Annotated in this window: 20 protein-coding genes; 8 read left to right on the forward strand and 12 right to left on the reverse strand. The window is 73.8% G+C overall.

What is annotated here, in order from left to right; all coding sequences use genetic code 11:
• Positions 1-22 precede the first annotated feature (22 nt).
• Complete coding sequence (locus QWJ41_RS01295) at positions 23-1,045, forward strand: Abi-alpha family protein (protein WP_302705327.1); 1,023 nt, start codon at positions 23-25, stop codon at positions 1,043-1,045.
• Positions 1,046-1,098: 53 nt separating this feature from the next.
• Here the strand turns inward: QWJ41_RS01295 and QWJ41_RS01300 are convergent, their stop codons facing one another.
• The 3 genes from QWJ41_RS01300 to QWJ41_RS01310 are packed head-to-tail and all read right to left on the reverse strand — an operon-like array spanning position 1,099 to position 3,979.
• A complete protein-coding gene (locus QWJ41_RS01300; RefSeq protein WP_302705328.1) occupies positions 1,099-2,628 on the reverse strand; it encodes a response regulator in 1,530 nt (509 codons plus the stop codon).
• The gene (locus tag QWJ41_RS01305; protein WP_302705329.1) at positions 2,625-3,275 is read right to left on the reverse strand and encodes a hypothetical protein; all 651 of its coding nucleotides are present in this window, start codon (positions 3,273-3,275) and stop codon (positions 2,625-2,627) included. Before QWJ41_RS01305 ends, QWJ41_RS01300 begins: the two co-directional genes overlap by 4 nt.
• Complete coding sequence (locus QWJ41_RS01310; protein WP_302705330.1) at positions 3,272-3,979, reverse strand: hypothetical protein; 708 nt, start codon at positions 3,977-3,979, stop codon at positions 3,272-3,274. Before QWJ41_RS01310 ends, QWJ41_RS01305 begins: the two co-directional genes overlap by 4 nt.
• Before the next feature lie 244 nt (positions 3,980-4,223).
• Between QWJ41_RS01310 and clpB the strand changes: the two genes are divergently transcribed.
• The gene (gene clpB, locus QWJ41_RS01315) at positions 4,224-6,848 is read left to right on the forward strand and encodes an ATP-dependent chaperone ClpB (protein WP_302705331.1); all 2,625 of its coding nucleotides are present in this window, start codon (positions 4,224-4,226) and stop codon (positions 6,846-6,848) included.
• A gap of 37 nt (positions 6,849-6,885) precedes the next feature.
• On the opposite strand, the gene QWJ41_RS01320 is transcribed toward clpB, so the two are convergent.
• Positions 6,886-7,296, reverse strand: coding sequence for a DoxX family protein (locus QWJ41_RS01320; RefSeq protein WP_302705332.1), 411 nt, complete (start codon positions 7,294-7,296; stop codon positions 6,886-6,888).
• A gap of 101 nt (positions 7,297-7,397) precedes the next feature.
• Here QWJ41_RS01320 and QWJ41_RS01325 point away from each other — a divergent pair, with 101 nt between their 5' ends.
• A complete protein-coding gene (locus QWJ41_RS01325; protein WP_302705333.1) occupies positions 7,398-8,507 on the forward strand; it encodes a hypothetical protein in 1,110 nt (369 codons plus the stop codon).
• Positions 8,508-8,747: 240 nt separating this feature from the next.
• Here QWJ41_RS01325 and QWJ41_RS01330 read toward each other — a convergent pair whose 3' ends face one another.
• Positions 8,748-9,974: a pyridoxal phosphate-dependent aminotransferase gene (locus QWJ41_RS01330; RefSeq protein ID WP_302705334.1), complete on the reverse strand. Its 1,227-nt coding sequence runs from the start codon at positions 9,972-9,974 to the stop codon at positions 8,748-8,750.
• Positions 9,975-10,017: 43 nt separating this feature from the next.
• On the opposite strand from QWJ41_RS01330, the gene pyrE reads away from it, so the two are divergent.
• Positions 10,018-10,572 (forward strand): orotate phosphoribosyltransferase, encoded by a 555-nt coding sequence (pyrE, locus tag QWJ41_RS01335; protein ID WP_302705335.1) that lies wholly within the window; start codon positions 10,018-10,020, stop codon positions 10,570-10,572.
• Positions 10,569-11,531, forward strand: a complete 963-nt coding sequence (locus tag QWJ41_RS01340; protein WP_302705336.1) for a DUF368 domain-containing protein — start codon at positions 10,569-10,571, stop codon at positions 11,529-11,531. The genes pyrE and QWJ41_RS01340 overlap by 4 nt, the downstream gene beginning before the upstream one ends.
• 83 nt (positions 11,532-11,614) lie before the next feature.
• Here QWJ41_RS01340 and QWJ41_RS01345 read toward each other — a convergent pair whose 3' ends face one another.
• Positions 11,615-12,268: a DedA family protein gene (locus tag QWJ41_RS01345; protein WP_302705337.1), complete on the reverse strand. Its 654-nt coding sequence runs from the start codon at positions 12,266-12,268 to the stop codon at positions 11,615-11,617.
• 88 nt (positions 12,269-12,356) lie between these two features.
• On the opposite strand from QWJ41_RS01345, the gene QWJ41_RS01350 reads away from it, so the two are divergent.
• Positions 12,357-13,004, forward strand: a complete 648-nt coding sequence (locus QWJ41_RS01350; RefSeq protein WP_302705667.1) for a TrmH family RNA methyltransferase — start codon at positions 12,357-12,359, stop codon at positions 13,002-13,004.
• 72 nt (positions 13,005-13,076) lie between these two features.
• Here QWJ41_RS01350 and QWJ41_RS01355 read toward each other — a convergent pair whose 3' ends face one another.
• From QWJ41_RS01355 to QWJ41_RS01380, 6 genes are all read right to left on the reverse strand, one after another.
• The gene (locus tag QWJ41_RS01355) at positions 13,077-15,248 is read right to left on the reverse strand and encodes a M14 family zinc carboxypeptidase (protein ID WP_302705338.1); all 2,172 of its coding nucleotides are present in this window, start codon (positions 15,246-15,248) and stop codon (positions 13,077-13,079) included.
• Positions 15,249-15,418: 170 nt separating this feature from the next.
• The gene (locus QWJ41_RS01360; RefSeq protein ID WP_302705340.1) at positions 15,419-15,805 is read right to left on the reverse strand and encodes a cupin domain-containing protein; all 387 of its coding nucleotides are present in this window, start codon (positions 15,803-15,805) and stop codon (positions 15,419-15,421) included.
• Positions 15,806-15,856: 51 nt separating this feature from the next.
• Positions 15,857-16,618 carry a septum formation family protein gene (locus QWJ41_RS01365; protein ID WP_302705342.1) on the reverse strand — a complete coding sequence of 254 codons (762 nt, stop codon included), beginning with the start codon at positions 16,616-16,618 and terminating at the stop codon, positions 15,857-15,859.
• Positions 16,619-16,749: 131 nt separating this feature from the next.
• Positions 16,750-17,253 carry a SigE family RNA polymerase sigma factor gene (locus tag QWJ41_RS01370; protein WP_302705343.1) on the reverse strand — a complete coding sequence of 168 codons (504 nt, stop codon included), beginning with the start codon at positions 17,251-17,253 and terminating at the stop codon, positions 16,750-16,752.
• Positions 17,250-18,176, reverse strand: coding sequence for a hypothetical protein (locus QWJ41_RS01375; RefSeq protein WP_302705344.1), 927 nt, complete (start codon positions 18,174-18,176; stop codon positions 17,250-17,252). Before QWJ41_RS01375 ends, QWJ41_RS01370 begins: the two co-directional genes overlap by 4 nt.
• Before the next feature lie 58 nt (positions 18,177-18,234).
• Complete coding sequence (locus tag QWJ41_RS01380; RefSeq protein WP_302705346.1) at positions 18,235-18,726, reverse strand: DUF2867 domain-containing protein; 492 nt, start codon at positions 18,724-18,726, stop codon at positions 18,235-18,237.
• Between the two features lie 110 nt (positions 18,727-18,836).
• Here QWJ41_RS01380 and fbaA point away from each other — a divergent pair, with 110 nt between their 5' ends.
• Together fbaA and QWJ41_RS01390 are read left to right on the forward strand one after the other, a co-directional pair.
• The gene (gene fbaA / locus QWJ41_RS01385; protein ID WP_302705347.1) at positions 18,837-19,868 is read left to right on the forward strand and encodes a class II fructose-bisphosphate aldolase; all 1,032 of its coding nucleotides are present in this window, start codon (positions 18,837-18,839) and stop codon (positions 19,866-19,868) included.
• 33 nt (positions 19,869-19,901) lie between these two features.
• Positions 19,902-20,324 (forward strand): DUF3151 domain-containing protein, encoded by a 423-nt coding sequence (locus QWJ41_RS01390; protein ID WP_302705348.1) that lies wholly within the window; start codon positions 19,902-19,904, stop codon positions 20,322-20,324.
• The last annotated feature ends 40 nt before the right edge of the window (positions 20,325-20,364 follow it).

Here is a 20,364-nt window from a genome sequence, read left to right on the forward strand (position 1 = left end):
AGGACCGTCAGGAGGGTGGGGCATGACCGATCTGCACGACGAGGTGGCGCCCCCGGGCGCGCCGCTGCCCGCCGAGCCCGCCGAGCCCCCCGAGGCCCCCGAGCCGCCCGAGCCCCCGGGGCCCGCCGCGAACGGGCACGCCCACGACCGGCTCGCGCCCGCCGTCGAGGCGTTGCCGGGCCTGGCCCGGGTCGCGGCCTCCGCCGCGTGGCACACCACCGGGTGGGGCGTGCGCACCTCGCTGCGCAGCACCGCCCGCCTGGCCCGCGCGGTCACCGACCCCCACGAGGCGGCCACCCTGGCCCACGAGGCCACCGAGGCGGTGCAGGTGGTCAGCGACCTGGCCCGCTCGGTCTCCGCCGGCATCCCCGTCTCCTCCGCCCTGGTGCGCGCCGGCGAGACGCTCGGGTCGTTCACCGAGGTCCCCGAGCGGCCCGAGCGTGGCCGCCGCGACGCCGAGGACGCGCCACGGCACGACCCGCGCCGGCCCTCCCTGCGCGAGCGCGGCGCCCAGCTGCTGGAGCGCTCGCGCGACGTGTGGAGCGAGCGCGACGGGCACCCGGCGTACGAGCGGATGCTCGGCGAGCTCGCGCCCGACGAGGCCAGGGTGCTGCTGCTCCTGCTCGAGCACGGCCCGCAGCCCAGCGTCGACGTGCGCACCGGCGGCCCGATCGGCATGGTCAGCAGCCAGCTCATCGCGCCCGGCCTGACCATGATCGGCGCCCGGGCGGGGTGCCGGTACGTCGACCAGGTGCCCGCCTACCTCAACAACCTGTTCCGGCTCGGGCTGGTGTGGTTCTCCCGCGAGCCGCTGCGCGACCCGATGGACTACCAGGTGCTCGAGGCGCAGCCCGACGTCGTCGAGGCCTGCCACAGCGTGAAGTTCGCCAAGGTGGTGCGCCGCAGCATCCACCTCACGCCGTTCGGCGAGGACTTCTGCCGCACCTGCCTGGTCGACGAGGTCACCGCCGAGCGCTCCTTCCCGGCCCACGAGGCGCCACCTGAGGCGGAGAGCGGCGAGCCGTCGCAGCACCGCTCCGACTGAGCCGGGCCCCCGGCCCGGCACCGGGCCGGGGGCCGCTCCGCCGGCGCGGCCGGCTACTGCTCGACCGCGCCGCCCACTCCCTCCACGGGCGACGCGGTGAGCGGCTCCTGGGCCGCGGCCAGGGAGATGGTGAAGACCGAGCCGCCGTAGCGGCCCGGCGCGTAGGCGACGCTCGCGTGCTGGGCCTCGGCGAGGGTGCGCACCACGTGGAGCCCCAGCCCGGTGCCGGTGGCCACCGCGCCGCTGGCGCGGGTGAACTCGCGGAACAGGTCGGCGCGGAAGTCCTCGGGCACGCCGGGGCCGTGGTCGACCACGTCGATGCAGACCCGATCACCCTCGCCGCGCACGTGCACCAGGAACGGGGCGCGGCCGTACTTGAGCGCGTTGCCGAGCAGGTTGCCGACCATCTGCTCCAGGCGCAGCGCGTCGGCGCGCACCTCACGGTCGTCGTCGACGCGCACCTCGACGACCAGGTCGGGGACGCCGCGGTGGCGGTCGTGGACCAGCGACTCGACCACCTGTTGCGGGCGCACCGGGCGTAGGTCGAGGCGCAGGGTGCCGCGCTGGACCTGGGCGGCGGTGAGCAGGTCGGCGGTGATCGAGTCGAGCATCCGCGCCTGCCGGGCCACCGAGCCCATCAGCCTGGTGCGCAGGTCGGGCTCGAGGTCGTCCTCGCCCCACTCGCTGGCCTCGGCGATCCCGCAGATGACCGCCACCGGCCCCCGGATCTCGTGGGCGGTGGTGGCGATGGCGCGGCGCAGCAGTCCCACGTCCTCGGTCGCGGAGTCGAGGAAGACCAGCACCGACCAGCCGGTACGCCGCATCGTCGCGCGCACCGTGCCGCCGTCGAGCTCGACGTCGAAGGAGGCGTCGGCGTCGAGGCGGTGGTAGGCCACCAGGGTGGCGAGCGGACCCGAGGTGAACCCCAGCGGCGTGCCCGGGCCGGCGCTCGCGCCGAGCAGGCGCTGGGCGGTGGCGTTGGTGAAGACGATGCGGAACAGCGGCTCGTCGGCGAGCTCGAGGATGCCCATCGGGGCCATGCTCAGCGCCTGCCACCACGAGATCTGCGAGGCCGGACCCGGCGGGGGCGCGTCGGCCCCCGGTGCCCTGGAGGCCATGGAGGCCGTGCAGGTCCTCGGGGTGTCCGGCGCCTCGGGCCGCTCGGGCTCGGGCGCGCCGTGGCCGTCCGTCCCGCGGCCACTGGCGGTGACCTCGGCGACGTACGCGAGGAGCGAGTCGAGCGAGGCGCCCTTCTGCACGTAGCCGTCGGCGCCGGCGGCCAGGGCCCGTTCCGACATCTGGGTGGCGCCGAAGCCGGAGAGCACCACGACCTTGGCGCTCGGCACGCTGCGCCGGATCGAGGGCAGCGCCTCGAGGCCGTCCATCACCGGCATCGACAGGTCGAGCAGCACCAGGTCGGGGCGCTGCTCGCGCACCACCGCGATGCCGGCCCGCCCGTCGCCGGCCTCGCCCACGACGTCGTACCCGCCGCGGCCCAGGGCCAGGCGCAGCAGGTCGCGCAGGTCGGCCGTGTCGTCGATGACCACGACCCGCAGCGGTCGGGCGGGGGCGGCGGCGCTCACGGGGCGGGCCTCTCCGGTGGGCCGTCGGGTGCGCCGGGTGCGCCGGGTGCGTCGGGGCCCGGCTCGCGGACGACGTCGGCGGCGGCGCTGCGCACCAGCGCGAGGGACTGGTGGGCGCTGGCGCTGCCGAGCAGGTCGGTGATGATCCGGCTCGCCGAGTCGATGGAGGCGGTCAGCGCGGCCTGGGCGCGGGCGGTGTCGTCGAGGTCGAGGGCCATCTTGGCCACCACGAGGCCCTGCAGCACCGTGTCGTTGAGCTCGAGGGCCTGCTGCTCGCGCTGGCGCAGGTCCTGGAAGAGCTGGGCGCCCTCCATCAGCGAGGAGTACTGGCGCCGCTGGGTCCAGTAGTAGATGCCGACGGCGGCGCCGACGACGTCCCACAGCGCCAACGGCCAGCCCCACGCGGTGCGCATCGCGAGGCCCTGGGTGTCGGCGACGCCGAAGGCCGGCAGCAGCATGTGCAGCGAGTGGGCGCCGTGGTGGACCGCGCAGGTCAGGAAGATCGCGGCGGTCGCGGCGCCCAGGGGGTTGGTGCGCAGCTGGTTGGAGCGTGCGAGCGGCACCAGGAGGGCGGCGCTGATGAGCAGGTAGGCGATCGCGATCAGGGCGTTGCAGACCAGCCCGACGATCCACGGCTCCACGCTCATCCCCCCGCCCCGCTCAGCGACAGCAGGGCCAGCGCGGTCACCGACACCCCGAGGAACACCGTGGCGGCGGGGTGCCAGCGCACCGGCGTCGTACGCCGCCCGGCGTGCGCGTCGCGCAGCAGCGCCAGGCAGGCGCCGACGACGACGAGCTCCCACACCAGCGCGGCGAGGTCCCACGCGCCGACGGCCTCGGGGGCGGGCAGCAACCCCAGGGGCAGCCCGACGGTGCGGCTCAGCGCCCACAGCGCGATGCAGGTGGTGTTGCCCACGACGCCGGCCACCAGCAGGCCGCGCCCCGGGCGGGTGCCGAGAGCCAGCGCGGTCCAGGCGAGCTGGGCCGCGGCGGCCGCGGCGAAGAAGAGCCCGACGACGGTCTGCTCGCGCAGGTGCGCGGGCGCCATCGCGGCGTGCACCCCGGCGACCGCGGCGCTGGCGACCAGGGCGAGCGGCCAGAGAGCCGCCGCGGGGCCGGAGCTCGTGGTGCGGGACGGGGCAGCGGCCACCGGCACCGGGCGCACCCCCAGCGTGCCCGTGGTGGCGGCGCGGCGCAGCGCGGCGACCCGCAGGTCGTGCGGGTCGGGCGGGCGGTGGCCCGTGGGGACCAGCCGCGCTCCCAGCACTGCGGCGAGCGCGACGATCCCGCCCACCACCAGCGCGTAGTGCACGGTGTGGGCGGCTGCGCTCGTGGCACTCATGGCGCTCATGGCGCCGATCCAGGCCGTCACCGGCTTCCCCTCCGGGCCCGTCCTCCCCAGGTGGGCCCTGCTCCGGGCCACACGCTAGGGCGCCCGCGCGGTGCTGAGAACGAAATCGCAGAAACTTTGACGATCGCCAAAGTTGAGCGGAACAGACTCAACTCCTGGCGCGTTGAGCAGGGTGACAGCGACAATCGTCGTGTCGGCGAGATCCGTCCCGCCCGCCGGGACCCGTACCTGGAGGAGAACCGCAGTGAGCCAGTTCGGCGCCGAGAAGTTCACCACCCGCAGCCGCGAGGCCATCGAGACCGCCCAGCGCCTCGCCACCACCTCGGGCCACAGCCACACCGAGCCCGTGCACCTCCTCGTCGCCCTGCTCGGCCAGGACGACGGCACCACCCGCAGCCTGGTCACCAAGGCCGGCGTCGACGTGCAGCAGCTCGTGGCGGGCGCCGGGTCGGCGCTCGAGGCGCTGCCGCGCGCCAGCGGCGCCACGGTCCAGCAGCCCGCCGCCTCCGCCGCCCTGACCCGGGTGCTGGCCGGCGCGCTCGACCTGGCCGCCTCGATGAAGGACGACTACGTCGCCACCGAGCACCTGCTGATCGCGATGGCCGGCACCGAGTCGAGTGCCCAGAAGGTCCTCGCCGACGCCGGGCTCACCGAGGCCGGCCTGCGCGAGGGGCTCACCGCCGTGCGCGGCAACCGCCGGGTCACCAGCCAGGACGCGGAGTCGACGTACGAGTCGCTCGAGAAGTACTCCGTCGACCTCACCGCCGCCGCCGAGGAGGGCCGCCTCGACCCGGTCATCGGCCGCGACGCCGAGATCCGCCGCGTCGTGCAGGTGCTGAGCCGGCGCACCAAGAACAACCCCGTGCTCATCGGCGAGCCCGGCGTCGGCAAGACCGCCGTCGTCGAGGGCCTGGCCCAGCGCGTCGTCGACGGCGACGTGCCCGACTCGCTCAAGGGCCGCCGGGTGCTCAGCCTCGACCTGGCCGCGATGGTCGCCGGCGCGAAGTACCGCGGCGAGTTCGAGGAGCGGCTCAAGGCCGTGCTCGAGGAGGTCAAGGAGGCCGGTGGGCAGGTCATCACCTTCATCGACGAGCTGCACACCGTCGTCGGCGCGGGCGCCGGCGGCGACTCCTCGATGGACGCCGGCAACATGCTCAAGCCGATGCTGGCGCGCGGCGAGCTGCACATGATCGGCGCCACCACCCTCGACGAGTACCGCGAGCGGATCGAGAAGGACCCGGCGCTGGAGCGCCGCTTCCAGCAGGTCTTCGTCGGCGAGCCCAGCGTCGAGGACACCATCCAGATCCTGCGCGGCATCCAGGAGAAGTACGAGGCGCACCACGGGGTGCGGATCACCGACGCCGCGCTGGTGGCTGCCGCCACCCTCTCCGACCGCTACATCAGCGGGCGCCAGCTGCCCGACAAGGCCATCGACCTCATCGACGAGGCCTCCTCGCGGCTGCGGATGGAGATCGAGTCCTCGCCCGAGGAGATCGACCAGCTGCGCCGCCACGTCGACCGGCTCAAGATGGAGGAGTTCGCGCTCGCCAAGGAGAGCGACGAGGCCTCCATCGAGCGGCTCGAGTCGCTGCGCGCCGACCTGGCCGACGCCGAGGAGGAGCTGCGCGGGCTCGAGGCCCGCTGGGAGTCCGAGAAGGCCTCGCTCGAGGGTGAGGGCGAGCTGCGCCGCCAGCTCGACGGGCTGCGCATCGAGGCCGAGCGGCTGGAGAGGGACAGCACGGCACTGCCGGAGGGCGAAGAGAAGTACGGCTTGCTGGAGAAGCGCTACCAGGCGAGTCAGCGCATTCGCGAGCTCGAGCAGCAGATCGAGGCCGCCGCGGCCGCCGAGAGCGGCCAGGTCGAGGGCACCGAGCCGCTGGTCGGCGAGGAGGTCGGCCCCGAGCAGATCGCCGAGGTCGTCGAGGCCTGGACCGGCATCCCCACGGGGCGGATGCTGCAGGGCGAGAGCGCCAAGCTGCTCGAGATGGAGCAGGTGATCGGGGAGCGGCTGATCGGCCAGCGCCAGGCGGTCACCGCGGTCAGCGACGCCGTACGCCGCTCGCGCGCCGGCATCGCCGACCCCAACCGGCCCACCGGCTCCTTCCTCTTCCTCGGCCCCACCGGCACCGGCAAGACCGAGCTGGCCAAGTCGCTGGCCGACTTCCTCTTCGACGACGAGCGCGCGATCGTGCGCATCGACATGAGCGAGTACTCCGAGAAGCACTCGGTCTCGCGGCTGGTCGGCGCGCCTCCGGGCTACGTCGGCTACGACGAGGGCGGCCAGCTGACCGAGGCGGTGCGCCGCCGGCCCTACTCGGTGGTGCTGCTCGACGAGGTCGAGAAGGCGCACCCGGAGGTCTTCGACATCCTGCTGCAGGTGCTCGACGACGGCCGGCTGACCGACGGCCAGGGCCGCACCGTCGACTTCCGCAACACGCTGCTGATCCTGACCTCCAACCTGGGCTCGCAGTACCTCGTCGACCCCGCTCTCTCGCCGGAAGCCAGCCGCGAGCAGGTGCTGGCGCTGGTGCGGGCCTCGTTCAAGCCCGAGTTCCTCAACCGGCTCGACGAGATCGTCACCTTCGAGTCGCTGAGCCAGGAGGCGCTGACCCACATCGTCGACCTGCAGCTGGCGCTGCTGGAGAAGCGGCTGGCGGTGCGACGCATCTCGATCGAGGTCACCGACGCCGCGCGCCGCTGGCTGGCCGAGACCGGCTACGACCCGGCGTACGGCGCACGGCCGCTGCGCCGGCTGATCCAGACCGCGATCGGCGACCGGCTCGCGCGGATGCTCATCGGCGGCGAGGTCGTCGACGGGGGAGCGGTGCAGGTCGACGTCGGTGACGACGGACTGGTGCTGCGCGCCTGACGTCCCTGCGCGCGACCGTCGGCGGGGGCGGCCGGGCTCAGGCCCGGTCGTCCCCGCGACGCCGGTCGAACCAGCCGCCGCCGAAGAGCGCCCACGCCACCAGCAGCGGCTGGAAGAACAGCCGCACGAGGCGGGCGCGGTCGGTGGTGAGGCCGAACGCGTCGGTGCCCTCGACGTACTGCGCCACGTTGCCGGGGAAGATCACCACGAAGAACGCCGCGAGCAGCGCCCCGACGAGCCGGCGCCGGCGCGGCAGCGCCACGAACGCCGCGCCCAGGGCGATCTCCACGACGCCCGAGCCGACCACGACCAGGTCGTCGTCGAGGGGGAACCAGTCGGGAACCTGGGCCTGGAACTCGGCGCGCTGGGCGGTCAGGTGCAGCACCCCGGCGCCCACCATCGCCGAGCCGAGCAGGAGTCGCGAGGCGGTGCGCAGCGTCGAGGACATGGCGCCAGCCTAGGAGCCCGCCGCAGGCCCCGCGGGCCTCTCACCTGTCGTCTGGTGGAATGGGTGTCATGTCAGATGCCGCTCCCGCCCGACCGCGGCAGGTGACCGTCGCTGCCTGGCTGATCATCCTCGGCTCGGTCTTCGTCGTCTTCTCCGCCTTCGGCCAGGTCTCGGCGGGCAGCTCGCTCGAGACCCGCGAACGCATCGAGACCCTGCTCTCCGAGCCGCCCGCCGACGGGCTGGGCCTCGCGGTCGACACCGTCCTGGAGATCCTGCGGGTCGTCGCGATGGTCGCCGCGGCCGCCGCGACCGCCACCGCGATCCTGGGCACGCAGGTGCTGCAGCGCTCGCGCTCGGCCCGGCTGTGGCTCTCGGTGCTGGCGGTGCCGCTCTTCCTCTCCGCCGCCTTCATCGGCGGTTTCATGGGCGCGCTGGTCGCGGCCGCCGTGGTGATGCTGTGGCTGCAGCCGGCCCGCTCCTGGTTCGCCGGCGAGCCGCTGCCCGAGCGCTTCAACGCCGACGGCACCCTGCGCAAGACCGAGGAGGCGCCCCGCAAGCCGACGCCTCCGCCCGCCGCTCCTCCGACGCCGGAGCGGGAGCACCACCCGGTGGGCCACGGCAGCGCGCCGCAACAGCCCCCGACCTACCCCCAGCAGCCGTACGGCCAGCCCGGCCAGCCCGCTCAGCCCGGCCCGGCGCCGTACGCCGGCTTCGGCCAGGCGCCGGCGGAGCGCGAGCAGGCTTCCCCGTACGCCGGCGCCGCCGAGCGGCCCGCCCCCACCCGTCGCCCGGGCGCGCTGTCGTGGGCCTGCGCGCTGACCTGGATCGGCAGCGGCCTGGTCTCCGGCTTCCTGCTGCTGGCCTCCCTGGCCTTCGCGGTCATCTCCGAGGCCGACTTCGTCGAGGCGACCGCCCAGCAGCCCGAGCTGGCAGAGCAGATCGACGACATCGGCTGGACGACGATCTCGCAGATCGTCTTCGCCACCACCGTCGTGAGCGTGCTGTGGAGCGTCTTCGCGGTCGTCGTCGCGGTGCTGGCCTTCCGCGGCTCGGTCTGGGCGCGGGTCGCCCTGACCATCTCCACCGGCGCCCTGGCCGGCGTCCTCGCGGTGCTCAGCGTGGGCAACCTGGCGATGCTGGTCGTGCTGCTGCCGGTCGCCGCCACCTTCCTGCTCCTGCTGCGCCCCGACGTCCGCTCCTGGCGCACCTGACCCGGCCCGAGCTTCCCGCTGACCCGGCCTGAACTTCCCGCTGACCCGGCCCGGATCTCACGCTGACCCGGCCTGAACTTCTCGTTGACCCGGCCCGGATCTCACGCTGACCCGGCCTGAACTTCGCGCTGACCCGGCCCGGATCTCCTCTCCGGACATCCGGGCCGGCTCGATGCGAAGTTCGGGCCGGCTCGACGCGAAGTTCGGGCCGACTCGGCGGATGTTCGGGCCGGGTCGGCGTCAGGCGGTGAGGTCGGCGGCGGCGAGGCGGGCGAGCCCGTCCTCGATCACCGGCACGGTCTTGCAGAAGGCGAAGCGCACCAGGTGCCGCCCGGCGTCGGAGTCGGGGTAGAAGCCGCGCAGCGGGATCGCGACGACGCCGGCGCGCTCGGGCAGGGCCAGGCAGAAGGCGGTGGAGTCCTCCCAGCCCAGGTGCTCGACGTCGACGCTGGCGAAGTAGGTGCCCTGCGGCACCCGCGCCGGGAGGCCGGCCGCGCCGAGGCCCTCGCAGAGCAGGTCACGCCGGGACTGCAGGTCGCGGGCCAGCTCGAGGGGGAAGTCGGCCTCCTCGGTCAGCGCCTGCGCGACCGCCGGCTGCAGCGGCGAGCCGGAGGTGAAGGTCAGCCACTGCTTGGCGCCCAGCACCGCCTCGACCAGGTACGACGGCCCCGTGGCCCAGCCGACCTTCCAGCCGGTGAACGACCACGACTTGCCCACCGACGACAGGCTCAGGGTGCGCTCGGCCATCCCCGGCAGCGTGCTGATCGGCGTGTGCACGGCGTCGTCGAAGACCAGGTGCTCGTAGACCTCGTCGGTGATCACCACCAGGTCGTGCTCGACCGCGACGTCGGCGACCGCCTGCAGCTCCGCGGGCGACAGCACGGTGCCGGTGGGGTTGTGCGGGGAGTTCAGCAGCACGAAGCGGGTGCGCGGGGTGATCGCGGCGCGCAGCTCGTCCACGTCGAGGCGGTAGTCGGGCGCGCGCAGGGTGACCGGGCGTCGTACGCCGCCGGCCATCTGGATCATCGCCACGTAGGAGTCGTAGTAGGGCTCGAGCACCACGACCTCGTCGCCCGGGTCGACCAGGCCGAGCAGCGCGGCGGCGATGCCCTCGGTGGCGCCGGTGGTGGCGCAGACCTGGGTGTCGGGGTCGAGGTCGATGCCGTAGTGGCGGCGCTGGTGCTCGGCCACGGCCTGGCGCAGCGCGGGCACGCCGAGGCCCGGGGCGTACTGGTTGGCGCCCTCCTCGACGGCCCGAGCGACCCGCGCACGGCTGCTGGCCGGCCCGTCGACGTCGGGGAAGCCCTGGCCGAGGTTGACCGCCCCGGTGCGCATCGCCAGCGCCGACATCTGGGTGAAGATCGTCGGCGGGATGCCGTCGAGACGGTGCGCCGGTGAGGCGCCGCGGGGCCGAGCGGGGGTCGACGCGGCGGAGGAGGAGGCGGACGACGTGCCGGGTGCAGCCATGGCCCCACCGTAGCCAGTGCGCCGGTCGGGTTGAATGTCCCGCGTGAGCGACCTTCCCCCGCACCCCCAGCCCGCCCCCGACGAGGCCCTCGCCGCCGACGTCGACGCGCTGTGCCGCCTGACCGGCACCTTCACGCTGCGCTCGGGCCAGGTGGCCTCGGAGTACTTCGACAAGTACCTCTTCGAGTCCGACCCGGCGCTGCTGCTGCGGGTGGCGCGCCAGATGGTGGGCCTGCTGCCCGACGACACCGAGCTGCTCGGCGGCCTCGAGCTGGGCGGCGTGCCGATCGCCACCATGGTCTCCAGCCTGACCGGCAGCCCGGCGCTGTTCGTGCGCAAGAAGGCCAAGGAGTACGGCACCTGCAAGCTCGCCGAGGGCCCCGGGGTCGAGGGCCGCCGGGTCACGCTCATCGAGGACGTCATCACCACCGGCGGCGCCGTGCGCGACGCGACGAACGCGCTGCGCGCCGCGGGCGCGGTCGTCGAGGTCGTCGTCTGCGCGATCGACCGCAGCCCCGAGGGCGAGAACCCGCTGGCCGACGTCCGCCTCGAGGTGCGCCCCGTGCTCACCAAGGCCCAGCTGGACGCCGTCTCGTGACCGAGGCCCGCACCCTGGCGACCAACCGCCCGCGCCACGCACTGCCCCTCGACCTGGCCCGCGGCTTCCTGATCGGCTCCGCCGAGCTGGTGCCCGGCGTCTCGGGCGGCACGGTCGCGCTGGTCACCGGCGTCTACGAGCAGCTCATCGACTCCGCCCACCACGTCGTCTCGGCCGTACGCCGCCTGGTCACCGGCCCCGACCGGTTCGCCTCCGCGCGGGCCGAGCTCAAGCGCACCGACTGGTTCCTGATCCTGCCCGTGCTGGCGGGCATGGCCACGGCGCTGGTGACGATCGCCGGCCTGATGGGCTCCTTCGTCACCGACCACCCCGAGCTGTCGCGCGGGCTGTTCCTCGGCATGGTGGCGGTCTCGATCCTGGTGCCGCTGCGGATGATGCCCGCGGGGCACCGCCCGGCCTGGGTCGACGCGGTGCTGGTCGCACTGGTCGCGGCCGCCACGTTCTGGACCGTCGGCCTGGCCGGCGGCGGCGCCGAGGCCGACCCGTCCCTCGTCATCGTCTTCGGGGCGGCCGCGATCGCGATCTGCGCGCTCGTGGTGCCCGGCGTCTCCGGGTCGTTCTTCCTGCTGACGGTGGGTCTCTACACCACCACGCTCGAGGCGATCAACGGTCGCGACCTGGTCTACCTGGCCGTTTTCGCAGCGGGCGCGACGCTGGGCCTGGCCTCCTTCGTGCAGCTGCTCAACTACCTGCTCGACCACCGGCGGCGCACCACGCTGCTGGTGATGGTGGGGCTGATGCTGGGCTCGCTGCGGGCGCTGTGGCCCTGGCAGGCGGTGCCCGAGGCGTCCGCCGACGGCGAGGCCCACGGTCCGGGGGCGCTGCTGGCGCCCTACGCGCCGGTGGCCGGCCCGGTGCTGCTGGCGCTGCTGGGCGCCGCGGTCGTGCTGGTGCTCGTGGTCATCGAGTCGCGCGCGAACCGCGACGCCCCCGCCTGACGTCGACCCGGGCCGGCTCGAGGGGAAGTTGGGGCCGGGTCAGCGGGAAGTTCGGGCCGGGTCAGCGGGAAGTTGGGGCCGGGTCAGGTGGCGCGCGACTCGCGGCGCCACTCGAGGACGAGCGGCACGGCGAAGACCGCGAGGATCAGCAGCAGGGCGAAGTCGAGGTTGTCGCCGAGCCAGGCGATCCCGCCGAGGAAGTAGCCGAGCAGGGTGATCGCCAGCACCCACAGCACGGCGCCGACGAAGCTCCAGAGCCAGAAGGTGCGCCGCGGCATGCCGGTCGCGCCGGCCACGACGGTGATGAAGGTGCGCACGAAGGCCACGAACCGGCCCAGCACCAGCGCGGTCGAGCCGTGCCGGTCGAAGAACTCGTGGGTCTGGTCGAAGTGCTTGCGCTTGATGATGCGCCCGTCGCGGGCGTAGAGCGGCGGCCCGATGCGGCGCCCGATCTCGTAGCCGACCACGTTGCCGCCGAAGGCGGCGGCCACCAGCAGCACCATCGAGATCACCAGCTCGGCGACGACCCCGCCGGGGAACAGGTCGATCTGGCCGGTGGCGATGAAGAGGCCGAGGCTGAACAGCAGCGTGTCGCCGGGCAGGAACGGGAACAGCAGCCCGCACTCCACGAAGATGACGACCAGACCGATCCAGAAGAGGGTCTCGCCGAAGTGGCCGAGCCACCACTCCAGCTGGAGCCAGTCGATGCCGAAGAGGAACGGCTCGATACCCAGCACGAGGTCAGACTATCCGGCGGCGCCGACTAGCCTGCGGCGCGTGTCCTCCTCACCACCCGACGACGTCCGCCGAGCGCCGTACGACCCGATGCCGCACGGGCCGGTCGAGGTCGGCGTCGGCCCGTGGGAGGGCGCGTGGCCCACGGGCCCGCAGTGGGACCCCGAGCTGCTCGCCGGCGGCGACCGGCGCAACGTCGTCGACCGCTACCGCTACTGGAGCCTCGAGGCGATCCGCGCCGACCTCGACACCCGGCGCCACGACTTCCACGTGGCGATCGAGAACTGGCAGCACGACTTCAACATCGGCACCGTGGTGCGCAGCGCCAACGCGTTCCTGGCCGCCGAGGTGCACATCGTGGGCAACCGGCGCTGGAACCGGCGCGGGGCGATGGTCACCGACCGCTACCAGCACCTGCGCCACCACGAGGACGTGCCGGCGCTGCGCGACTACCTGCACGCGCTGCCGGGCGGGCCGGTCGAGCTGCACGGCATCGACAACCTGCCGGGCTCGCGGCCGCTGGAGTCCGGGCCGGTGCCGCGGCGGGTCTGCTTCCTGCTGGGCCAGGAGGGCCCGGGGCTCTCGCAGGGCGCCCGCGAGGCCTGCGACGCGACGTTCTCGATCGCCCAGTTCGGCTCGACGCGCTCGATCAACGCCTCGGCCGCCGCGGCGATCGCGATGCACTCGTGGGTGCGCGACCACGCCGACCTGGGCGACGAGCGCACCTGGCGCGGCTGAGCCGGCCCCCGCTGGTGCGCGGGAGCCGGCTCAGGGTGCTGCTGTCGTGCGGTGCTGCCGGGTGCTGTCGGGTCAGCGGCAGGCGCGCTTGAGGTTGAAGCGCTTGACCTGGCCGCGGTCGATGAAGACCTTGCGGTTGGCCATGGTCTTGCCGTCCACCTCGCAGCTGAGCGTGTACTTCTCGCGCTTGCCCTCGGTGAAGGACGCCGTGCTCGCGTACTGCCCGATCTCGACGGTGTACGACGGGCTCACCGAGGCGTAGTTGACGACCCGGACCACGTAGGTGCCGGCGGGAGCGTCGGGCACCTGGACCTGCTCCTTCTCGCCCGGCGCGTTGCCCGAGCTGCCCACCTCGACGAGCTCGCCCGAGGCGTCCTTGCGGTAGACCTCGAGGTCGAAGTCGTCGGGAGTCGGCCAGTCGAGGTCGATGCGCAGCACGTCGGAGGCCTTGGCCGCGACGTACTCGTGGTCGACGGTGCCCACGACGGGCTCGGTGGCGCCGCCCTCGATGGTCTCGCCGGCGAAGGGCTCCTCGTCCAGCTGCTGGATCGGGCGCGACTGCTGCAGCGGGCGCGTGGACGGGTTGACCACCCACGAGAAGCGTCCCTTCCTCCCCACGGTGATCGTCGAGTCGAGGAAGTCCTCGAAGGAGGACTCCCAGGTCGGCGACTCGAAGTCCTTGCGCAGCCGCAGCGTCGCGCCCTTGGGCGCCTTGCCCTTGAGGACGCCGTGCTTGGCGGTGTTGACCGCGTGCTCGAGGGCCAGCAGGTACGCCGCCCGGTTGCCGAGGCCCTCGTGCTCACCGGCGCCGAGGTACTCGTCGACGACGGAGGGGAACGGCGGGTGGAACTCGTCGGGGCCGATCTCGAAGGTGTAGCCGTAGCCGCCGGTGGCGTTGTAGGACCAGTCCTCGGTGGTGCCGGTGGTGTCGTAGAGCTGCCAGCTGTTCTGGTTGGCGTAGCCGTTCTGCGCGCTCATCTCGGCGCCGAGCGCCTTGAGCCCCTTCTCGTCGGGGGCGTTGCCGACCGGGTTGCCGTCGGGGCCGATGGTGGTCGGCGCGACGCCGTTGGGGCGCAGGATGAGGTTGGAGAAGGTGTGGTTCGAGATCATCATCGTCACCTGGCGCTCGCGCACCAGGGTCTGGACGTTCTGGGTCTCCGGCTCGGAGAACGCCGACGCGCCACGGTACGTCGGGTCGAGGAGGCCGGTGTCGACCTCGCCCGGGTTCGGGAACGTGCCCGCCGCCCCGGGGCCGCCCCAGAAGCCGCCGTAGTTGCGGTTGAGGTCGACGCCCAAGGCGAATCCGCCCGGGCTGGCCAACGTCGCGCGGCAGGAGCCGTCGGGGATGTCCTGGCCGTCGACCACGCGGCAGTTCTTGCGCTTGTAGGCCTGGCCGGGGGTGGCCAGGATGGCCGTGGAGCCGCCGAGCGGGTCGGCGCCGGTGTCGTTGAGCGCGCGCAGGTCGACGTACTCGCCGTCGGTGCGCGAGAGGTCGAAGCCGTCGGGGTTGACCACCGGGACGACCAGCACGCGGGACTTCTTCAGCAGCCGGGTGATCTGCTTGTCCTTGCCGAAGCTGGTGGCCAGGTCGATGGCGAACTCCATCGCCAGCTCGCCCGAGGGCCACTCACGGGCGTGGTGCAGCCCCATCAGCAGGAAGGTCGGCTTGCCGGAGGCCGCCTTGTCGACGTCGGCGCCGATCTCGACGGCCTTGACGGTGTTGCCGTCGAGCGTCGGGTTGGCCAGGTCGAACATCCGCACGTGGCCGGGGAAGTCGGCCGCCAGGGCGGTCATGTCGGCCTCGTAGTCGGCCAGGGTGCGGTAGGTGTCGCGGCCCGAGGGCAGCGGCGAGACGTCGACCGAGGCGGCGTACGCCTCGTTGAGCTCGGCGATCTCGACGCCGCGCTCGACGAGGTTCTCGATGCGCACGTCGTAGGTGAAGCCCGCGGCACGCAGCGCGTCGCGCTCGGCGGCGGTGTGCACGATGACCTCGACGTAGTCGTGGCCGGCGTGCTCGGTCAGGTCGAGGCCGAGCTTCTGCAGCCGGGTGCGGTCGGAGCGGTCCGGCGTGTCGACCGTGATGAGCTGCGGTGCGAAGACGCTGGGGGCGCCGGGGTTGGCGGCGGTGGCGCCGACCGTGGCGGCCATCGGCGCGGTCACCGCGAGCGCGGCGAGGGTCGCCAGGCCGGCGACGCGGCGGCGCGCCCGGTGGCGGTGGGGGACGGGGTGGGGTCGGCGGGTCATCGTCGATCTCCTGGCGGGGTCGGAGTGGAGCGGGTGTGCTCCTTCAACGCGCCTTTGCCGCAGAGGTGACGCCATACCCCGCCCGGCACACGCCGAGTCGGCGCCAGTTCCCGCCGACCCGGCGCCAGTTCACGCCGAACCGGCGCCAGTTCCCGCGCAGTCCGGAGCTCTCACTCCTCGTCGGTGAAGACGTACTCCACCTCGTCGAACCGGGCGGCCGCGAAGACGTAGAACACCCGCAGCCGCCCCGGCCCGTCGTTGCGCACCGAGTGCTCGCTGTCGCTCGGGATGTAGGCGACCGAGCCGGGCCCGAGCCGGTGCTCCTGTTGCTCGACGGTCAGGACGCCGTGGCCCTCCAGCACGTAGTAGGTCTCCGGCGGCGCGTGCCGGTGCCGGCCCAGCCACCCACCGCTCTCGAGCACGGCCACGCCCGAGCTGAGGCCCGGGGTGGGCTGGGCGTCGCCGGTCAGGGTCTGGAAGGTGACGGTGCCGCGCACGGGGTCGGCCCACGACCGGGGCTCGACGTCGCTCTCGAGGACGACCTGTGGTTCAGCCATGGCGGCGCGGTACCCCGACGCCGCCGGCGGCATGCGTGCCCGATCGGGTGATCAGCCCCGCTGGTAGCAGACGACGACGTGCTCGCGACGCGTGCCGGTCGGGGCCGCCGACCAGATCCAGGCTCGACCGGTGGTACGGCGGGGACAGCGGCGGTGGGCCACCTCGGCCAGGACGCGCTCCGCGCTGCGGGGCCGGACCCCGTCGACCACGATGGCTGCGGCGTGGACGTAGCGGTGACTGGTCGAGCAGGCGGTGTAGGTGTACTTCCTGGTCACGCATCGACCGACCGTGTCGTCGATGGCCGCCGCCCGGCGCACCCGGGGCAGCTCCTCGGGAAGCCGCAGCAGCGTGTCACCGGTCCGCAGCGACACGTCGCAGCGGAACCAGCGCGCGCCGGCCTCCTGCTCGGCGGCGTCGGGGTAGAAGTACGAGAACTGGACCAACGTGCGGGCGTGCACCCGCGGGTCGTCCTTGACGACCTCGCTGTGCGCCGGGCTGCAGGCCTTCTGCGTCAGCCGGTCCAGGCGGGCCGGCGAGCTGTCCCAGTCGAGACCGTCGGGCAGGGTGAGCACGGCGAGGACCTGGGCGGTGTGCCGGCTGGTGCAGTCGACCGGCTCGGCCGGGGTGGACACGGCCATCAGCTCGTCGTGGGTGAGCTGGTAGCAGGTGCCGACCGCCGGGGCGCCGGCCATCGGGTCCCCGGCCGGCTCAGCCGGCTCGGTCGTGGTCCCGGTGGCGGAGGCCGTGGCGGGAGCCAGCACGAGCAGGGACAGGGAGAGCGCGACGACGAGTGCGCGGGCAGGGCGGAGCACGACGGACCTTTCGACAGGTGCAGGCAGGACGCCGTGGTCCGGCGCGAGCGCATCGTAGGGCGTCGTCACCGCCGGCGCCGCTTCGCCGACCGGGCGCGAGACCCGGGGTCGGGCGCCGGGTCGGGCGCCGGTCAGTCGGTCGTGGTCAGGGTGCGCTGCAGCGCGGCGAGACCACGCGAGGAGTGGCTCTTCACGGTGCCCTCGGAGATGCCGAGCTCCTCGGCCGTCTCCGCGACCGAGAGGCCCAGCCAGTGCCGCAGCACGACCACCTTGCGCTGCTGCTCCGGCAGCGCCTGCACCGCGGCGAAGAGCTCGTCGCGCTCCTCCAGCCCCGGGCCGCTGGCGGCGGTGGGGTCGGCGGCGCCGTGCAGCGTCTCGCCGGCCTGCGACGAGGGGACCTCGCGCCGCCAGGGCCGCCGGCGCTCGTCGACGTCGGCGCGCACGATGATGCGCCGTGCGTAGGCCTCCTCGCGCCCGTCGCGGTGCAGCCGCGGCCACGCGACGTACAGCTTGACCAGCGAGGTCTGCACGAGGTCCTCGGCGCGGTGCCAGTCGCCGCAGCACGCGTAGGCCACCCGGCGCAGGTGGGTGCGCCGGGCGGCCACGAAGGCGCTGAACTCGCTGTCGCGGCTCACTGCACGCCCGCGCCACCCTGGTCGGCGTAGCGCTCGGTGGCCAGCTCGAGGAACGAGTCGATGTCGTCACCGGTCTGCGCGGACAGCGGCGTGGCGACGTAGTCGCGCTCGCCCTCGAGCTCGCGGGCCAGCACGAACCAGGTCAGCCCGTCGCGCTCGACCTGGGCCACGGCGGTGCGGGCCGAGGCCGGGGCGAAGGGCGCCGGCAGGTCGGGGTCGGGGCGCTGCTCGAGGATCGTGGTGCCTGCGCCGGCCTCGAGGGTCTGGCCCGGCCCGAAGGTGACCAGGTCGCGCCCGATGGCCTCGACCGTGTCGACGGCGTACGCCTCGAGCCACTCCTCGAAGCTCCACGCCGGCACGGTCGAGCTCTCCTGGGCGTGGCGCGGTGTCTCGCCGTCGGTCCACAGCAGGTAGCGCCACGACCGCTTGCCGTCGGTCTCCTCGATCGCCAGGGCGGTGGAGGAGACGGCTGGCTCGAGGCCCAGCGGGTCCTGCGCCACCTCGGTCACCGTCAGCCCCTCGCGCACCACGACCTCGTCGTCGACGTACCCGGCGAGCTGGCCCTTGCCCCACGACGCGGGCGCGTCGGTGGAGTACGACGGCGGCTCGGTCTCGGCGGTGGGCTCTGCGGTGGGTTCGTCGTTGGGCTCACCGGGCTCACTGGGCTCGGCCGACGCGGAGTCGCTCGCCCCACCGGCGACCAGCTCGTCCCCGCCCGGGGCGCCGGTCTGGGCCAGCACGCCCCCGAGCCCGACGACGGCCAGCACGGCCAGGGCGCCGCCCCAGGTCGCGGCACGGCGCCGGCGCAGCGCTCCGCGCCCGGCCGCGACGACCTCGTCGACCGGCGCGCCAGGAGGCCCGTCGCCGAAGGAGGCGTCGAAGCGGCGGGAGAGGTCGCGCTCGTTGCTCGTGTGCTCGTCCATGCCCTGTCTACGGATCTCGTGGCCGATCGGTTGTCATGGTGCCCCGCCGATCTCTGGATCAGGCGGCGGCGCGCCCGAGGTCGCGCAGGACCCGTCGGTGCACCAGCTCCATCAGCGTCTCGCGCGCGAGCACGTCGGTGAGCAGGTAGGCCCGGCCCAGCAGGCCCGAGGGCGTGAACGTCACCGTCTGGGCGACCCGGCAGCAGCGGGGGCCCTCGGGCGTGACCAGGGTGCTCAGCCGCACCGTGCCCGGTGCGCGCACCGCCGCCTCGAGGAGCAGGTGGTGCCCGTCCTCGGCCGGACCCGCCTCCAGCACCCGCCAGAACCCGGCGGTGTCACCGGGGCGCAGCACCGGTCGGTCGGGCACCGGCCAGCGGCGCCCGCGGCCCAGGGCCACCCGGTCGACGGCGCCGCGGAAGACGAAGGGCGCGGCGTCGACGTACCACTGCGGGCCGGTGCGGGCCGAGGCCACCAGGGCCCACGCGTGCTCGGCGTCCAGGCGCACCCGGCTGGCGCGCGTGGTGCTGCCCCAGCTCGTGCGCCGCTCCATCCTCGGAGCGTACGCCGCGCGGGCACACCCGCCCGGCGGCCCGGGACGCCCGGGGCCGGGCTCCACTAGGCTGGAGCGACCCACCCACGTCCGTGACCCAGGAGCCTGCAGTGCCGATCGCAACGCCCGAGAAGTACGCCGAGATGCTGGACGCCGCCAAGGCCGGCGGCTACGCCTTCCCCGCCATCAACGTGTCGTCGTCGCAGACCCTCAACGCCGCCCTCAAGGGCTTCGCCGACGCCGGCTCCGACGGCATCATCCAGGTCTCGACCGGCGGCGCGGAGTACCTCTCCGGGCCCAGCGTCAAGGACATGGTCACCGGCTCGGTCGCCTTCGCGGCGTACGCCGCCGAGGTCGCCAAGAACTACCCGGTCAACATCGCGCTGCACACCGACCACTGCCCCCAGGACAAGCTCGACGGCTTCGTGCGGCCGCTGCTGGAGATCTCGCGCGAGCGGGTGCAGCGCGGCGAGGCGCCGCTGTTCCAGTCGCACATGTGGGACGGCTCGGCCGTGCCGCTGGAGGAGAACCTCTCCATCGCCGCCGAGCTGCTCGAGCGGTGCATCGAGGCCAAGATCATCCTCGAGATCGAGGTCGGCGTGGTCGGCGGCGAGGAGGACGGCGTCGAGAACGCCATCAACGACAAGCTCTACTCCACCCGCGAGGACGCCATCGCCACCGCCAAGGCGCTGGGCCACGGCGAGCGCGGCTACTACATGACCGCCCTGACCTTCGGCAACGTGCACGGCGTCTACAAGCCCGGCAACGTCAAGCTGCGCCCCAGCGTCCTCAAGGACGCCCAGGAGGCCGTCGTCGGCGAGTTCGGCCTGGAGCCCGGCTCCAAGCCCTTCCACCTGGTCTTCCACGGCGGCTCCGGCTCGAGCGCCGAGGAGATCGCCGAGGCGGTCGACTACGGCGTGGTGAAGATGAACGTCGACACCGACACCCAGTACGCCTTCACCCGCCCGGTTGCCGAGCACGTGCTGCGCAACTACGACGGGGTGCTGAAGGTCGACGGCGAGGTCGGCAACAAGAAGCAGTACGACCCCCGGGCCTGGGGCAAGGCCGCCGAGGCCGGCATGGCCGCCCGGGTCGTCGAGGCCTGCGAGAACCTGCGCTCCGCGGGCCGCACCCTGGGCTGAGGCCCCGGGGGAGGTGGGTGGCACGATGCCAGCATGAACATCGGACAGGACCTGATGGCCGGACCGCCCCCCACCCACCTCCCCGAGGACCCCGCCCAGGCGCTGCTCGCCGACGGCGGCGACCGCATGGACGTGGCGCGCACGCACCCGGCCTCGCCCTTCGCGTGGGCCGCGCTCGCCGGCGCGGCCGCCGAGGCGCAGGAGGACGCGATCACCGTCTACGCCTACGCCCGCGTCGGCTACCACCGCAGCCTCGACATGCTGCGCCGCAACGGCTGGAAGGGCCACGGGCCGGTTCCGTGGGAGCACGAGCCCAACCGCGGCTTCCTGATGTGCCTGGCGCTGCTCGCGCTGGCCGCCCGCAGCATCGGTGAGACCGACGAGTGGGAGCGCTGCCGCGACTTCCTGCGCGACTCCAGCCAGACGGCGTACGACGAGCTGGTCGCCGACGCCTGAGGCCACCCGGCCCCTGACGCCGAGCCGGCTCGTTCGAACG

The organism is Nocardioides cremeus, from assembly GCF_030518195.1.
Taxonomy (GTDB): Bacteria; Actinomycetota; Actinomycetes; order Propionibacteriales; family Nocardioidaceae; genus Nocardioides; species Nocardioides cremeus.

Bases quoted from the DNA above. Each gene is read 5' to 3' on its own strand.
- QWJ41_RS01305 (WP_302705329.1), bottom strand. From the start codon at position 3,275: ATGAGCGTGGAGCCGTGGATCGTCGGGCTGGTCTGCAACGCCCTGATC.
- QWJ41_RS01320 (WP_302705332.1), bottom strand. From the start codon at position 7,296: ATGTCCTCGACGCTGCGCACCGCCTCGCGACTCCTGCTCGGCTCGGCG.
- QWJ41_RS01380 (WP_302705346.1), bottom strand. From the start codon at position 18,726: ATGGAGCGGCGCACGAGCTGGGGCAGCACCACGCGCGCCAGCCGGGTG.
- QWJ41_RS01295 (WP_302705327.1), top strand. From the start codon at position 23: ATGACCGATCTGCACGACGAGGTGGCGCCCCCGGGCGCGCCGCTGCCC.
- QWJ41_RS01375 (WP_302705344.1), bottom strand. From the start codon at position 18,176: ATGGACGAGCACACGAGCAACGAGCGCGACCTCTCCCGCCGCTTCGAC.
- QWJ41_RS01350 (WP_302705667.1), top strand. From the start codon at position 12,357: ATGCCGCACGGGCCGGTCGAGGTCGGCGTCGGCCCGTGGGAGGGCGCG.
- QWJ41_RS01310 (WP_302705330.1), bottom strand. From the start codon at position 3,979: ATGAGCGCCATGAGTGCCACGAGCGCAGCCGCCCACACCGTGCACTAC.
- QWJ41_RS01330 (WP_302705334.1), bottom strand. From the start codon at position 9,974: ATGGCTGCACCCGGCACGTCGTCCGCCTCCTCCTCCGCCGCGTCGACC.
- QWJ41_RS01355 (WP_302705338.1), bottom strand. From the start codon at position 15,248: ATGACCCGCCGACCCCACCCCGTCCCCCACCGCCACCGGGCGCGCCGC.
- QWJ41_RS01390 (WP_302705348.1), top strand. From the start codon at position 19,902: ATGAACATCGGACAGGACCTGATGGCCGGACCGCCCCCCACCCACCTC.
- QWJ41_RS01360 (WP_302705340.1), bottom strand. From the start codon at position 15,805: ATGGCTGAACCACAGGTCGTCCTCGAGAGCGACGTCGAGCCCCGGTCG.